This window comes from Nocardia colli, from assembly GCF_008704205.1.
Lineage (GTDB): Bacteria > Actinomycetota > Actinomycetes > Mycobacteriales > Mycobacteriaceae > Nocardia > Nocardia colli.
Window position 1 is genome coordinate 53,847 of sequence record NZ_VXLC01000025.1, and the last position, 13,334, is coordinate 67,180.

12 protein-coding genes are annotated in these 13,334 nt (G+C 67.4%); 8 read left to right on the forward strand and 4 right to left on the reverse strand.

What is annotated here, in order from left to right; genetic code table 11:
- Positions 1–3 precede the first annotated feature (3 nt).
- On the forward strand, positions 4–1,062 hold the full coding sequence (locus tag F3087_RS36900) for an alpha/beta hydrolase (RefSeq protein ID WP_396897605.1): 1,059 nt from the start codon (positions 4–6) through the stop codon (positions 1,060–1,062).
- 65 nt (positions 1,063–1,127) lie between these two features.
- Positions 1,128–1,727 (forward strand): TetR/AcrR family transcriptional regulator, encoded by a 600-nt coding sequence (locus F3087_RS36905; protein WP_150406772.1) that lies wholly within the window; start codon positions 1,128–1,130, stop codon positions 1,725–1,727.
- Positions 1,728–1,739: 12 nt separating this feature from the next.
- Here the strand turns inward: F3087_RS36905 and F3087_RS36910 are convergent, their stop codons facing one another.
- A complete protein-coding gene (locus tag F3087_RS36910) occupies positions 1,740–2,744 on the reverse strand; it encodes an extracellular catalytic domain type 1 short-chain-length polyhydroxyalkanoate depolymerase (protein ID WP_191094329.1) in 1,005 nt (334 codons plus the stop codon).
- 467 nt (positions 2,745–3,211) lie between these two features.
- Here F3087_RS36910 and F3087_RS36915 point away from each other — a divergent pair, with 467 nt between their 5' ends.
- The 5 genes from F3087_RS36915 (at position 3,212) to F3087_RS36935 (ending at position 8,920) form a co-directional block, all read left to right on the forward strand.
- Positions 3,212–4,957 (forward strand): hypothetical protein, encoded by a 1,746-nt coding sequence (locus F3087_RS36915; RefSeq protein ID WP_150406774.1) that lies wholly within the window; start codon positions 3,212–3,214, stop codon positions 4,955–4,957.
- Between the two features lie 62 nt (positions 4,958–5,019).
- Positions 5,020–6,228 carry an FG-GAP repeat domain-containing protein gene (locus F3087_RS36920; RefSeq protein WP_191094330.1) on the forward strand — a complete coding sequence of 403 codons (1,209 nt, stop codon included), beginning with the start codon at positions 5,020–5,022 and terminating at the stop codon, positions 6,226–6,228.
- On the forward strand, positions 6,225–6,659 hold the full coding sequence (locus F3087_RS36925) for a hypothetical protein (protein ID WP_150406776.1): 435 nt from the start codon (positions 6,225–6,227) through the stop codon (positions 6,657–6,659). Before F3087_RS36920 ends, F3087_RS36925 begins: the two co-directional genes overlap by 4 nt.
- A gap of 12 nt (positions 6,660–6,671) precedes the next feature.
- Positions 6,672–7,136 (forward strand): hypothetical protein, encoded by a 465-nt coding sequence (locus F3087_RS36930; RefSeq protein WP_150406777.1) that lies wholly within the window; start codon positions 6,672–6,674, stop codon positions 7,134–7,136.
- Positions 7,137–7,153: 17 nt separating this feature from the next.
- Positions 7,154–8,920 (forward strand): hypothetical protein, encoded by a 1,767-nt coding sequence (locus F3087_RS36935; protein WP_150406778.1) that lies wholly within the window; start codon positions 7,154–7,156, stop codon positions 8,918–8,920.
- A gap of 7 nt (positions 8,921–8,927) precedes the next feature.
- On the opposite strand, the gene F3087_RS36940 is transcribed toward F3087_RS36935, so the two are convergent.
- Together F3087_RS36940 and F3087_RS36945 are read right to left on the reverse strand one after the other, a co-directional pair.
- Positions 8,928–10,157, reverse strand: coding sequence for a DmpA family aminopeptidase (locus tag F3087_RS36940; RefSeq protein WP_317983953.1), 1,230 nt, complete (start codon positions 10,155–10,157; stop codon positions 8,928–8,930).
- Between the two features lie 3 nt (positions 10,158–10,160).
- Entirely contained in the window at positions 10,161–10,778 is a 618-nt protein-coding gene (locus F3087_RS36945) for a TetR/AcrR family transcriptional regulator (RefSeq protein WP_150406779.1), read from the reverse strand.
- A 116-nt stretch (positions 10,779–10,894) separates the two neighbouring features.
- On the opposite strand from F3087_RS36945, the gene F3087_RS36950 reads away from it, so the two are divergent.
- Positions 10,895–12,304, forward strand: a complete 1,410-nt coding sequence (locus tag F3087_RS36950) for an APC family permease (protein WP_150406780.1) — start codon at positions 10,895–10,897, stop codon at positions 12,302–12,304.
- Here the strand turns inward: F3087_RS36950 and F3087_RS36955 are convergent.
- Positions 12,292–13,272, reverse strand: coding sequence for an AraC-like ligand-binding domain-containing protein (locus F3087_RS36955; protein WP_223885630.1), 981 nt, complete (start codon positions 13,270–13,272; stop codon positions 12,292–12,294). The genes F3087_RS36950 and F3087_RS36955 overlap by 13 nt on opposite strands.
- Positions 13,273–13,334: the final 62 nt, after the last annotated feature.

A 13,334-nucleotide genomic window follows, 5' to 3' on the forward strand; every position in this document is an offset into this window, starting at 1 on the left:
ATTATGCGACGGAACCGGATTCGCCAGACCTTCACCGGCGGTTGCGCGCTGGCGGCGATGTTGCTGACGATTGCCGCGCCGGCCCGCGCCGAGGTCGTCGATCCGGTCATGAACCCCGATGCGCCGCTGACCGATTCGGCCGCACCCGACGGATCGCACCTCACCGGGCGCACCGTGGTCGACGCGAACCACCTGAGCCTGACGGTTTACTCCGCCGCCATGGACCGGCCGATCACCGTCGAGGTACAGCGCCCGGCCGACCCGTCCGAACCCCGGCCCGTGCTCTATCTGCTCAACGGCGCCGACGGCGGTGTCGGCGGCGCGAATTGGGACCACAAGGCACCGCAGGGCTTGCAGTTCCTCGCAACCAAGGACATCAACGTGGTGCAGCCGATCGGTGGCGAGTTCAGTTACTACACCGACTGGCAGGCCCCGGATCCCGTTCTGGGCGTGAACAAATGGAAGACCTTTCTCACCGAGGAACTACCACCGCTGATCGATAGCGCACTGAACGCCAACGGGCGAAACGCCATTGCGGGACTTTCCACCTCGGGCACGTCGGTTCTGCAACTACCGATCGCCGCACCGGGCCTGTATCAATCCGTGGCGGCCTACAGCGGCTGTGCGCAGATCAGCGATCCCCTCGGCTACGCATTCGTCCAGACGACCGTCGACGCCGGCCACGGCCAGGTCGCGAACATGTATGGACCGCAAGCGGACCCGATGTGGGCCGCGAACGATCCCTACGTACACGCCGACCAGCTGCGCGGCCTCGACCTGTTCGTGTCCAGCGGCTCCGGACTCCCCGGCCCCAACGACACCCTCGACGGTCCGTTCAGCCTGCCCGGCGTCGGCGGCCTGGCCAACCAGCTCACCGTCGGCGGCGTCATCGAGGCCGCGACGAACTATTGCACGCACAACCTGCAGTCCCGCCTGAACTCCCTCGGCATTCCCGCGACGTACGACTTCACGCCCACCGGAACCCATTCCTGGGGTTACTGGTACGACGCACTGGTTCGCTCCTGGCCCGTGCTGGCGCACGGCGTCGGGTTGCCCGGATAACGCGCGATCGGCTGCGACCCACGGCGGCTGCGGGGGCGAGCGGCGAATAGGGCAAAATTCCGGCTATGGATGATCCGACCACACCGCGCTCGCGCAAGCCGCGGGACCGCGCGCGTACCGAATCGGACCTGTTCGATGCCGTCGAGCGATTGCTCGAACGCGACGGTGTGCTGGCCGGATTGAATTTGAACGAGGTGGCCGCCGAAGCGAAGGTCAACCGCGGGCAGATCTATCAGATGTACGGCAGCAGGCAGGAATTGCTGCGGGCCACCATGACCCACCGGTTCACCGAGCTGGCCCCGCAGTTTCCCGGGCATTGGGATCTCCCGTTCATCGAACGCCGACGCCGGCTCATGCAGGCCGCGCTGACCGGCAAATGGATGTCCTTCGCCGCCCTGCTGGCCCTCGACGGCGACGACAAACTCGCGCTGTTCACCGAACCCGACGAGCAGCGTGCGGCATTGCAGCGGGACAAGGCCTACGGGGCGCTGCCGGAAGAGGTCGATGCCGAAGCACTCAACGTGCTGACCGCCGCGACCGTCGCCGGGTATGTGATCTTCCGCGATATGGTCGCGCGCGATATCGGCGTTCCGGTCGCCGAACTCGACGAGCGGATCACCGCGGCTTACGAATACCTGCTCGAGCGCGTCACCAAGAACGACTGAACCCGGGCGCGGCTACCGCGGCCCGTTGTCCGAGAAGAACTGCCACAGCGCGGGTGTCATGGTTTTGCCAGGATATTCGTGTCCCATGCCCTTGAATATCCATTGGTCGACGGTGATCCGGTCGCCGACCCGGTAATGCGAGACGGTCCGGGCGTATTCGCCGTCGCCACCGGGGTAGGTCCGCACCGAGTCGGGCGCGGGCGGCGCGATCGCATCGATCACGGCCGGAATCAGATCGAGTCTTCCCGCGCGTGCCGAGGCGTTGGCGTGCCGCCATTCGTTGACCACCAAGCGCTGGAACAACGGCACCGATACCGGATCCTTTTCGCCGGTGACCACGGTGACCGGCATCCGCCGCACGCCTTGATCGATCATCTTCGCCGCGGCGATCATCCCTAACGCGTCCAGGCCGGTGTCGGCCGGAAATCCGGCGCTGATCCCGAGGGCGGCGAACCGGTTCGGATACACCGAACCCACGACGGCGGTCATCGCCCCGCCGGCGGAATGTCCGGCCAGATAGACCTTTTTCGGGTCGGCCTGCAATGAATCGACAACCTGACCGGTAATCCCGGCGATGGTGGCCGCCTCCCCTTTCGCTCCCCACTGCTGAGTCGGGTCGTACCAATTCCAGCACTCGTCGGAATTCGCCGACTTCGGCTGCTGCGGGAAGGCAACGGCGAAACCCTTGGCCGCGGCCAGATCGGGGAACCCCGTCGACAGCGCGCTCTGGACCCGCTCGGCATCGGTTGGGTCGCTGCCGCTGAACCAGCAACCGTGCAGCCACACGACGACCGGGCTGCCGGGCGCGAGTCCAGGCGGCGTGTAGAGCAGATACCGCCGAGCCTGCCCGCCGCTGCCATAGTCATGCCAGGTCAGATCGGCCGCGGAAACCGCAACGGCCGCCGCGGCAGCGGGCTCGGCCGCGACCGGTCCTGCGGGAACGAGCAGCAGCGCCGTCGCGAGGGCGGCGCGACCGAGAAGGCCGCGTGCGAGAAGACTTCGGGCAACGAGCGGCATCGGCGTTCCTCTCCGGAGACGCCGCACCGGCGCGCGAATCGACTCCGTGTCCCAAATGTCCATTACTAGCATTACGCTAGAAACATTTATAGCACGGATACCTTCTCTCGCGATCGCGGCAATGGTCATGAACAGCTCGCTTTCCGCTTCGGCCGACCAGGCACGAGATCAGCCAGACCCTCGAGGGTCGTCATGATCGAATCCGCACAGCAACTCCCCGGCAGGCTGATTGCTCACGCACGCTCAGCGATCTCGGCGATCGAAGGCATCGGCCGCCCCCGCCTGCGCGTTAGCCGAAGACCGCACGCTTGGCTCCGGATATCAATCCCGTGGCGAATCGGGTCGAGACCTACTGGGTCACCGGACCTTACGGTCGAGTGGCGAGCCTGGGTCACGCCATGCCGGGCGGACAGCACAGCCCGGGGGCGCCCGCCGCGCCGCATCGCACATCTGTCAAGGAGGACCGGGTGCCATACCCTCGCACACTCGCTCGAGCTGTCTGCACCATCGCCGCGGTGACCTCGCTGTCCATCGCGGCCGCCGGATTGCCCACGGCCACGGCCGAACCCGATTTCGCGCCGCAGCCGCCGGATCCGAGCTATGTGCTGCAACAGGTCTGGAATCTCATCGGCGGCGGCAGCGGCATGGTCCGCGACGTGCTGGCGCCGGGCATGCTCGACTATTTCGTCAAGGCCGGGATCCTCACCAACCTGGGGCATTTCACCGACGCGTTCGCGGATCTGACCAAGCCGGAAACCTTCACCGCTCCCGATTCCCAGCAGCGACTGGTGGTCGCGGCGCAGCGGGTCTGGGACGCCGTCACCCATCTGCCGCCCTTCAGCGCCGGATTTCCCCCGCATCCGGACTACTTACCGGACTGGAACAGCAACGGGCACTTCGGCATCGACGACACCGCAGGACAGGTGATCATCGCGCCGGATTCCGACACGATGGTCGACGACAACTACGACGATCCGCGCTTTCAGGAGGCCGCCTTCCGGCTTCCTTGCCTGAACCCCGACGGCAGCGTCTTCTACGAAACCACCGCGGGCAGTTGCGCACCCGGCGACTCGGGCGCCGATTTCAAGGTCGGCCAGGTCAAGAAGTTCAAGATCATCAATTCGCGTGGCATCCCGCTGTCCGCCAAGATCTGGTTCCCGCCGGGCGCGGAGAATTCCGACGCGAAGTTCCCGGTCGCGGTCGGCCTGCCGGGCGCGGCGGAGAAGCAACTGGACATCGGGATGTACGCGGAATCGGCGGTGCGCAACGGGTTCATCGCGATCACGGTCGCCCAGGCCGGCCAGCCGGGCAGCGCGGGCAGCCTGCTCGACATGTACGTGCCGCTGCTCAGCGTCCCGGACTGCTTCGCGCCGACCTCCTGCCGCGACGCACAGGACGCCGTGCGCTGGGTGTTCGGCGAACCGGTCAACCTGGTGGTCGACCTGGCCGACGAGCTGGCCAATCTCGCGGTCGCCCCGCCCCGGCTGATCCGCTACGACCCCGCGTACGCGCCCGCGGGCAAGAACATGGTCAACCCCTGGCTCGACCGGATGGACCTCGAGCACGTGTCGCTGTTCGGTCAGTCGATCGGCGCCGTCGGCGTGTCCAGCTACCTCGACTGGCAGGTCAAGGGGCATGGCATCGATGGGAAACCGCTGCCGCGGGTCGCCTCGGCCTCGGTGATGTCCGGCTTCCAGGCGCTGAACACCGACGTCCCCTTGCAGATGCAGACCGCCGACATCGATATCCCCGGTCTGAGCGGTTACGGCATCACCAACTTTCCGCAGCCGTTCTTCAATGCCACCGACGGCCCCTTCGGCACGATGGACCGCTACCGGAACATCCTCGCGTCCGGCACCACCGCACCCGTGCAGTGGATCAGCTACGAGAGCGGTAGCCACGGCGACTCCATCAACTGGGTCGGGGTGCCGCGCTCGCTCGGCGGACCGGCGCTCTCGGTGGACTACTCGATGGCCTGGTTCAACTGCTACGGCCGAGCCGATCGCGACGACGCCGCGTGCGACAGCCTGAGCAAGCCGCGGGTCGGCCTGTCCCGGGCCTTCGCCAGCGAGTACGCGCCGGCCGGTGCGGCGGGTCCCAACCTCTGCCTGCGGATTCCGGATCGCGCCTCGATCGGCCAGGTGATCCGGCCGGAGTGGTTCATCGACGCGCTCAACGGACGTCCGCGCTACGACTGCCGACCGCAAGCATGAGCCGAACCGAATGCCGTGGCGCACAGGCCACTACACCGACCAGAAAGGCTGGAATGTCACGCATGCAGCGATCGGCTGCCGTCTGCGCCGCGTTCACGCTGCTGCTCGCGGCGGCCGGCTCGATGCCGGGCGCGCTCGCGCAGCCGTCCTCCGGATCCGGTTCCGGATCGGCCGGACCCGACCCGGTTTTCGAGGAATCGGTGCAGTATCCGGTCGGCGGCCTCGGTGCGGGGGTCGGCTCGCAGACCATCGCCGTCGGTGACTTCTTCGGCGACGGAAGGCAATCCGTCGCCGCCACCGGTATCGGCGGCGGGGTCGGCATCCTGCGCGGCGACGGGCAGGGCCATTTGACCCGGACCCAATGGATCGGCACGGAGGTCGGCGCGAACGCCGTGCAGGCCGCCGATCTGCGCGGAATCGGCGTGCTCGATCTGGTGGTGACAAACTATCTGAGCATCACCGTCCTGTTCAACGACGGAAACGGACGGTTCACCGTAGACCGCACGTACGCAACGGATTTCAATCCGGATGTCACCTACCGCACCGGCGGCATCCCGTTCGGCCTCGCGATCGCCGACTTCGATCACAGCGGACGTCCATCCATCGCGATCAACTCCTTCATCCCGGTGCCCGGCGGCGTCGGCCTGATGGACAACGACGGCGCCGGGCATTTCGCGCCGCCACGATGGTTCGGCGCGGGTCTCGGCAAGGCCAGCGCGCTGGCCGGGGACGTGGACAACGACGGCTGGCCGGATCTGGTCTCGCACGACCTGGCCACCTCGGGGGTCTGGGTGCTGGTCAACGACCGGCACGGCGGATTCCTGCCGCCGCGCTGGAATCTCGCGACCCTGCCCAGCGAGGACGTCAAGCTCGCCGATATGGACGGCGACGGCAATCTCGACCTCATCACCGCCAACATCGCGGCGTTCGGCTTCTCCGTGCACTACGGCGACGGGCGGGGCAACTTCTCCGCCCCGGTGCCGACCGTCGGCGGCATCGCGCCGTGCGCCATCGCGATCGGCGATTTCACCGGCAGCGGGCGAATGGATGTGGTTGCCCTGCAATATCTTCCGTCCACCGCCATGCTGTTCCGCAACAACGGCGACCGCAGCTTCGGCTATGTCGAACAGCACACCATCGGCCTCGGACCGCAGGCCGCCGCAACCGCGCAACTGCGCCAAGGGCACCGCCCCGACGTCCTGACCATGAGCACCGTCTCCCAGGACGTCGCGGTGCTGCTCAACCGAATCCCGGAGGACGATGCCCGATGAGGACCCCGCTGATCATTCCGGTGCTGGCGGCCGGAATCGCCGTGGCCGGCGCACCGAGCGCCGACGCCGTCGAGCCGACCCTGTCCTGGGGCACCAGCTTCGGCGGCACCAGCCTCAACCACTTCACCACCGTGCCCAACGGGGCGCTGTTCGACGGCGATATCGCCACGCTGAACCCGATGATCCAGCCGGGCGTGCTCGGCGTACTCGCCGACGCCACCCCGTTCGACCAGGTGTGCGCCACCGCCCAGCTCGTCTTCCTGCCGAAATCCGGTGCACCCGAGACGATTCCGGTCGGCACCAGCTGTGGCGCGCCGATCCCCTACCTGCTGATCGCCACCCGGCCCGCCGGTGACTACGCCGAGGTGTGCGGCGTGGTCACCGTGGCCGAACAGCGCACCGAGACCTGCTTTCGCTTCCCGAACGACTGAGAAACGGCCGATATGAACACGATTCGACTGCTCACCGGACTGATCGGCGCGGCCTCCGCGGCGATGGTCTGCACGGCGCCCGTCACCCACGCGGAAACCGCTCTGCCACCGTTATTACCGCCGTTCAACTTCAACGCCAACATCCTCGGCTTCGATTTCAAGCACACCAACCAGTTCCCCGCGGGGGTCAGTTTCGACGGCGCGGTATGGGCGGTCGATCCGGAGTGGCCCGCGCTCACCATCGGCTGGCTGGCCGATATCGCCCCGTTCTTAGCCAACAACTGCGCGCAGGGCTCACTGGTCTTCGAGACGAAATCCGGTGTGCAGGAGACTCATCCGCTGATCGACCAGTGCGCGGGCGGCTACATCTTCGGCATCCTCACCGACCGGCCGGCCAAGGAGTACCGGATGGTGTGCATGTCCTCGTCCACCGTCGGCGACCGCGGCCAGCGCGCGTGCTTCCGCTTCATCAATTGATCAGGAGAGCAGGGTCCGTGGCACCGAACACACGAGTACTGGGCGCGCTGACAACGGCTTTCGCGCTGTCGATCGGCAGCGTGACGGTCTGCGCCGCCGCACCGGCCGAACTCGGCCGAACCGAACAGGTGGTGGACGACTGGGGCGGTATCGAGGTCCGCCAGGTCACCCTGGACAGCCCGATGCTGCTCAGCGCCGGACCGCAACCACCGCAATGCCAGAAGATCAGTTATCTGCGCTACAAGCTCACCGACGGTCCGGCGGATCCCGAGCAGGCCGACGCCGTGCTCGTGATGCAGCCCGGCGCCACAGGCAGCGCGTCCTCGCTCGATCGCGTCGCGCGAAATACGTTGAACGATCTGAAGAGTCAGGGCAAGCGGGCGGAATGGTGGTCGATCGCCCGGCGCGGCGTCTGCCAGCAGGACGACACGGGTATCGAGGCCGCGGTCGCCGCGCGCGACTATCACGTCGCGGTCGACTACTACTACAACAACAAGGAGATCGACGGCCGGCGGTTCGCCGGATTCCGTGGCCTGTGGGGCGACAAGCAAGGCGCGGATTTCGGCATGGCGCAGACCGTGACCGACATGAACGAGCTGCTCGTGCGTGAGCTGCCCGACCGGGAGTTCCGCAAGTCGAAGACCCTGTGCGGCGGGCACTCTCAGGGCGGGCTCATCACCGGCATCTTCGGCGCCTGGGACTTCACCGGCAGGCCGGAGGACGCCGGATTCAATCAGTGCGCGGGCTTCGTGGCCCTGGACACCGTGGTCACCGCGGATGTGGTCGGGTTGAGGGTGGATCCGCTGATGAACGCGCTGTCCACGGTGCTCACCGGATTGCCTTACGATATCGAGACTTTCGGCCTGAAGCTCGGACTGATCCCCAACGACAACGCACTCGTCCCGGTGTTCAACCCGAAGTCGTTCAACGCGGTCACGATAGCGGGCCTCGCGGCCAGGTTCGCGCCGGACGAGGAGACCGACCTCACCCGGATCCTGCCGCAGGACTGGCAGCTGGCCAGCACCTTCCGGACGACGTCGGCGCCGAATCTGCTCGACGCCGTCACCGGAGCGAACGGGCTCGACAGCTTCCGCTACACCAACGAGGCCTACCTCGGCGCGATCATCGACGACAACGCGATGACCATCGGGCTCGATCAGACCAGCCTCGGCACCCTCGACGGTCCGGTCGCGGAGAAGTCGTTCCCGGTGCCCGGCGAATGGGGCGATCAGCTCACCCAGGTGCCGTTCGTCGGCCCGCTGGCCGGAAATCTCCTGGCCGCCACCATCGGTCACGGCAAGCGCATCGCGCCCACCGATCACAACTGGCTCTACCGGTGGCAGAACTACCGCGACACCCCGACGACCGCGTGGACCAACCCGTCGCGCGAAGTGGTCGATATCAAGGATTTCGCCCGCACCTTGACCGGGCCACTCGGCTTCACCGAGATCTACTTCCCGACAAAGGTCCTGTACGACACCTTCTTCGCCCTCGGCGGCACCCGGTCCGGCGATCTGGCCCCGATCCGGTACGAGGCCCAGGTGCGGGACAAGCCGATGATCACCATCAACGGCGACAAGAGCGTGGTCAACAACATGCTCGAACTGCAAGAGGTCGCGTCGCGGATATTCACCGACGCACCGCATTTCGAGCGCGTCATGCTGCCGGGATACACGCACATCGACACCCTGGCCGGCGCGGAGGTGCAGAACGACGGCCGCCCGGATCCCGCCGGGCTGGCGATCGCCGGATTCGTCGAACGCACCGTCGAATCCGGCCGGTGACCCGGGGCTATCGAAACCCGTTGGCCAGCAATGCCTTCAGTTGATCATGTGGAAGGGCAGGTGAGTGGTGACCGTCCCGGCCGGTCATCGAGGCGTTCACGATGAGGGCGTTCAGCACTGCCTCCTCGACGGCCTCGACCACCGCGGTGTACATCGGATCCATCCGGTTCCACGGCAGGCGGGTGGCGGAGACGAGGTCGGCGGCGGTGGGCTCGCCGCGCGGAAAACCGGTGTCGGAGGGGCGGTCCGCGGCGGTGGAGAAGGCGAGGAACAGGTCGCCGGAGAAGAGGCTGCCGGTGGTGCCGGTGCGGGCCAGGCCGAACGGCACCCGGCGGGCCATCGCCGTGCACTGCAACGGATCGAGCGGGGCATCGGTCGCGACGACGACGATGACCGAGCCGGAACCGCCTGGCGCGGCGGGCATTCGGTCGGGCGCGGAGCCCCAGTCGGTGGATTCCATCGGATTGGCGACCGCCAGCTCTTCGCCCACGCGATGTCCGCGGATCGTGAGTTCGCGCCGGGAGCCGAAGTTCGCTTGCAGGAACACCCCGACGGTGTAGGTCTGCGCGCCGAACTCGACCAGTCGGGACGCGGTGCCGCTGCCGCCTTTGAAGGCGTAGCAGTTCATTCCGGTGCCGCCGCCGACCGAGCCCTCGTCGAGCGGACCGGGCCGGGCCGAATCCAGTGCGGTGACAACGAGTTCCGGCGTGACGTGCGCACCGTTGATGTCGTTGAGGTAACCGTCCCAGGTTTCGGCGCAGACCGGCAGCAGCCACTCCCGGGCGAGCGCCGGATGGGTGTTGTTGATCCACTGGATGGCCCCGGTGTGGCAGGCGCCGATGGCATGGGTGTTGGAGATCGTGACCGGCATCGACAGCTGACCGACCTCGTCTATCCATGCGGTGCCGGTCATTTCACCGTTTCCGTTGAGCGAGTAGCGCCCCGCGGCGCACGGCCGGCCGACCCCCGACCGCCCGCGCGGCAGGATCGCCGTCACGCCGGTCCGCACCGGACCTTCGCCCCGCCGTAAGGGGCCATCCCCCTGGATCAGGGTCTGATACCCGACCTCGAGACCGGCCACATCGGTGACGGCGTTCCACCGACCCGGTGTGCCGCTGGGCGCGAGGCCGAGGGCACGCGCCCGCGGTCGTCCATCAGGAGAAAACGATCGATGCTCATGCCCACCCGTCACCCGGCCACCACCCCTCATCGAATCGCTACGCGATGCTTCATTCATCGTTCATCCTTCGGGTGTGGTGATGTCGGGGCAGTGCGTCGCCGTCCGCGCATAGGAGCAGATCAGTTCGGCGGCACGGGCTTTCGTGATCGACCGGTTGCGGCTGACGATGTGCAGACCGTAGGCGTCCTCCAGCGCAACCAGATTCGCGGCCACATCCAGGACCGGCGCATCGATGGTGAAGTGCCCCTGCGCGACTCCCACCTCCAGCGCGCTCATGTACACCGCGACCTGCTGCTCGAACAGCGCGGTGATCCGGTCGCCGTGCTCGGCGGCGACGCTGCGATAGGCGGCCAGCCGGTACAGCGCGACGACCAGTTCGTCGGCGTCCGAGGCGGGCAGACCCGCCCAGATCAGCGCGCCGATCTTCGCCCGGGCGTCGGTGATGGTCGCGACCATGGCCAGCCGCCCGCCGAAGAACCGGTCGCTGGCGTCGCGGTGGACCTCGCGCAACAGGTTGTCGAGATCGTCGAAGTAGTAGTGCACCGTCGCCGGGGACACTCCCGCGACCTCGGCGACCTCGCGGATCTTGAGCTTGCCCACGCCACGGTCGGACACCGCGGTCAGTGCCGCGTCGAGAATCACCCGCCGCGCCCGCTCCTGATCCTTGTGCCGGGCCATCCGCCCCTCCTGTTGCCTCATGTTGATGACGAATTAATTATTCGTAACCTCGAAAACCGGATCTTCTCAGCCCTTATAGGTCATTCTTTGACTGTACATCAAAGAAAGGACCGGCCATGGCGACCCAGACCACCGGCCAGACTGCCGACGACGACCATCAACACCCCCGCTACCGCCAGCAGCTCTCACGCGCGCTGGGCATGGGGGAAAACATCCTGATCACGCTGTCGTCGGTGACGCCGGCCTCGAGCGTGTTCATCATCATTCCGTCGATCCTGTTAGCGGCGGGCGGTGCGTCGGTCCTGACCCTGGCCATCGCCGCGGTGGCGTCGGTGTTCATCGGCCTCTGCTACGCCGAACTCTCGGCGGCCTATCCGATCACCGGCGGCGAATACACCTGGGCCGCACGGCTACTCGGCCGGCCGATCGGGTTCGCCCTGTTCGCCCTGACGCTGGTGAACGGGGTGCTGATCATCTCGGTCATCGCCCTCGGCACCGGCGACTACCTCGGCGTCGCGATACCCCAGCTCGGCGGCAAATGGGTGGGCATCGGCGTGATCGTGGTGACGACCGGCATCGCGATCCTCAACATCAAGGCCAACGCCTGGGTCACCGGCGTCTTCCTGTTCATCGAGGTCGCGGCGATCGCGGTGCTGGCGTTCCTCGGCTTCACCAATGTCGAACGCGGGCCGTCGGAATGGGTGCACGCGATCACGATGACCGACGCCGGCCCGACCCCGGTGGGCGCGGGCGCGCTGGCCGCGCTCATCCCGGTGGCGCTGTTCGGCTACAACGGCTACGGCGCCGCGGTCTACTACGCCGAGGAGACGAAGAACGCGACGCGCACCATCGGCCGGGTGATCATGGTCTGCCTGGCCGCCACCGTCGCCATCGAAATCATCCCGCTGGCCGCGGTGGTCCTCGGCGCCCCGTCGATGACCGACCTGCTGACCAGCCCCGCACCGATGAACTACTTCCTCACCGAACGCGGCGGATCCGCGGTGAACACCCTGGTGAGCGTCGGCATCGCGATCGCCATCGTCAACGCGGTGATCGCCATCATCCTGCAGATATCCCGCCTGCTGTTCGCCTCGGCGCGCGACCGGAGCTGGCCCGACCCGATCGATCGGGCGCTGGCCAGTGTGCACCCGCGCTGGCACACACCGGCGGTCGCCACCGTCGTGGTCGGGGCGCTGGCCGCCGTCGCGGCGACCGTCTTGCCGCTGACCTGGCTGATCACCGCGACCGGCGCGGGACTGGTCATGGTGTATCTGTTCGTGGCGCTGGCCGCATTCCGCGTGCGCAGCCGCCCGGCCGGCGGCGGCTATCGAATGCCGCTGTGGCCGCTGCCGCCGATCATCGTCGTCGCGACCATGGGCTATGCGGCCTACAGCGTCGTCGACGCGTCCTGGCAGCAGATGGTGGTCGCGGTCGCCGCGATGCTGCTCGGCTGCGCCTACTACCTCCTCTACCTGCGTCCGCGCCCGGAACGCTGGAAGCTGCCCGATCCCATTCAGGAGTCGTGAGCCGAAGCCGAGACCGGTTGCGCGCGTTGCGCGCACCGGTACTCGTGCGGGCTGATGCCGTAGGCGGCGCGGAAGGTCCGGCTGAAATGCGCGGGGTCGGGAAAACCCCAGCGCGCGGCGATGGCGGCGATCGAACGGTCGCGGCGCAGCGGGTCGCGCAGGTCGCGACGGCAGCGTTCCAGCCGCCGCTCCCGGATCCAACCGGCGACGGTGGTCGACTGCTCGTGAAAGAGCTTGTGCAGGTATCGAGTCGAGATGTAGTGCGCGGTGGCGATCCGCTGCGGTGAGAGATCGCCCTCGCCGAGGTGTCCTTCGATGTACGACATGACCTGCGCGGTCAGTGGGCGGCGCACCGCGGTCCGGGTCGAGGCGAGCAGGTCCAGGCGGCCGGCCAGCACGGTGACGAGCAGGTCGACGATGTTGTCGGCCAGACGCGTCTCGGCCGGTCCGGTCACCTCGTCGAGATGGCCGGCCAGTTCGCGCAGCAGCATCGACAGCAGTGCGCCCGCGCCGTGGTCGCCGGGCACCCGGCGCGCGGTGACGGCGGCGATCCGGTCCTCGGGCAGGCACAGCAGCCGGCGCGGCAGCATCAGCACCAACTGCCGGTAGGGTCCGTCGAAGGCCATGGAGTAGGGGCGGCTCGTGTCGTAGATCGTGAAATCGCCCTCGGCCAAACGGGTTTCGCGGTCGTCCTGGGTGAGCAGACAGTGTCCGTGCAACTGCACGCCCAGCTTGTAGCACTCGGGATCGGAGCGCGCGATCAGCGCCGGGGTCCGGTGCACCAGATGCGGGGTGGCCCCGACTTCGGTCACCTGAAGTGCGCCCAGCGCGACGCTGCGTAACCGGCCGTCGAAGGGTTCGGGTCCGACACGTTCCACCTGGAGCGGCACGAAGGTGTGCGAGACGGCGTCGCGGAAGCTGTCGAATCGGTCCACGCGCGAGAACCGCGGCGGAATCGCCACCGGCATGTGCCCTCCTCGATGATGCGGCACTGTCAGGTAACGATCATATACGATTTCGTAGCTGAGAT

Coding starts and splice junctions, on each gene's coding strand:
- F3087_RS36900 (WP_396897605.1), top strand. CDS start 4: ATGCGACGGAACCGGATTCGCCAGACCTTCACCGGCGGTTGCGCGCTG.
- F3087_RS36905 (WP_150406772.1), top strand. CDS start 1,128: ATGGATGATCCGACCACACCGCGCTCGCGCAAGCCGCGGGACCGCGCG.
- F3087_RS36910 (WP_191094329.1), bottom strand. CDS start 2,744: ATGCCGCTCGTTGCCCGAAGTCTTCTCGCACGCGGCCTTCTCGGTCGC.
- F3087_RS36920 (WP_191094330.1), top strand. CDS start 5,020: ATGCAGCGATCGGCTGCCGTCTGCGCCGCGTTCACGCTGCTGCTCGCG.
- F3087_RS36925 (WP_150406776.1), top strand. CDS start 6,225: ATGAGGACCCCGCTGATCATTCCGGTGCTGGCGGCCGGAATCGCCGTG.
- F3087_RS36930 (WP_150406777.1), top strand. CDS start 6,672: ATGAACACGATTCGACTGCTCACCGGACTGATCGGCGCGGCCTCCGCG.
- F3087_RS36940 (WP_317983953.1), bottom strand. CDS start 10,157: ATGAATGAAGCATCGCGTAGCGATTCGATGAGGGGTGGTGGCCGGGTG.
- F3087_RS36945 (WP_150406779.1), bottom strand. CDS start 10,778: ATGGCCCGGCACAAGGATCAGGAGCGGGCGCGGCGGGTGATTCTCGAC.
- F3087_RS36950 (WP_150406780.1), top strand. CDS start 10,895: ATGGCGACCCAGACCACCGGCCAGACTGCCGACGACGACCATCAACAC.
- F3087_RS36955 (WP_223885630.1), bottom strand. CDS start 13,272: ATGCCGGTGGCGATTCCGCCGCGGTTCTCGCGCGTGGACCGATTCGAC.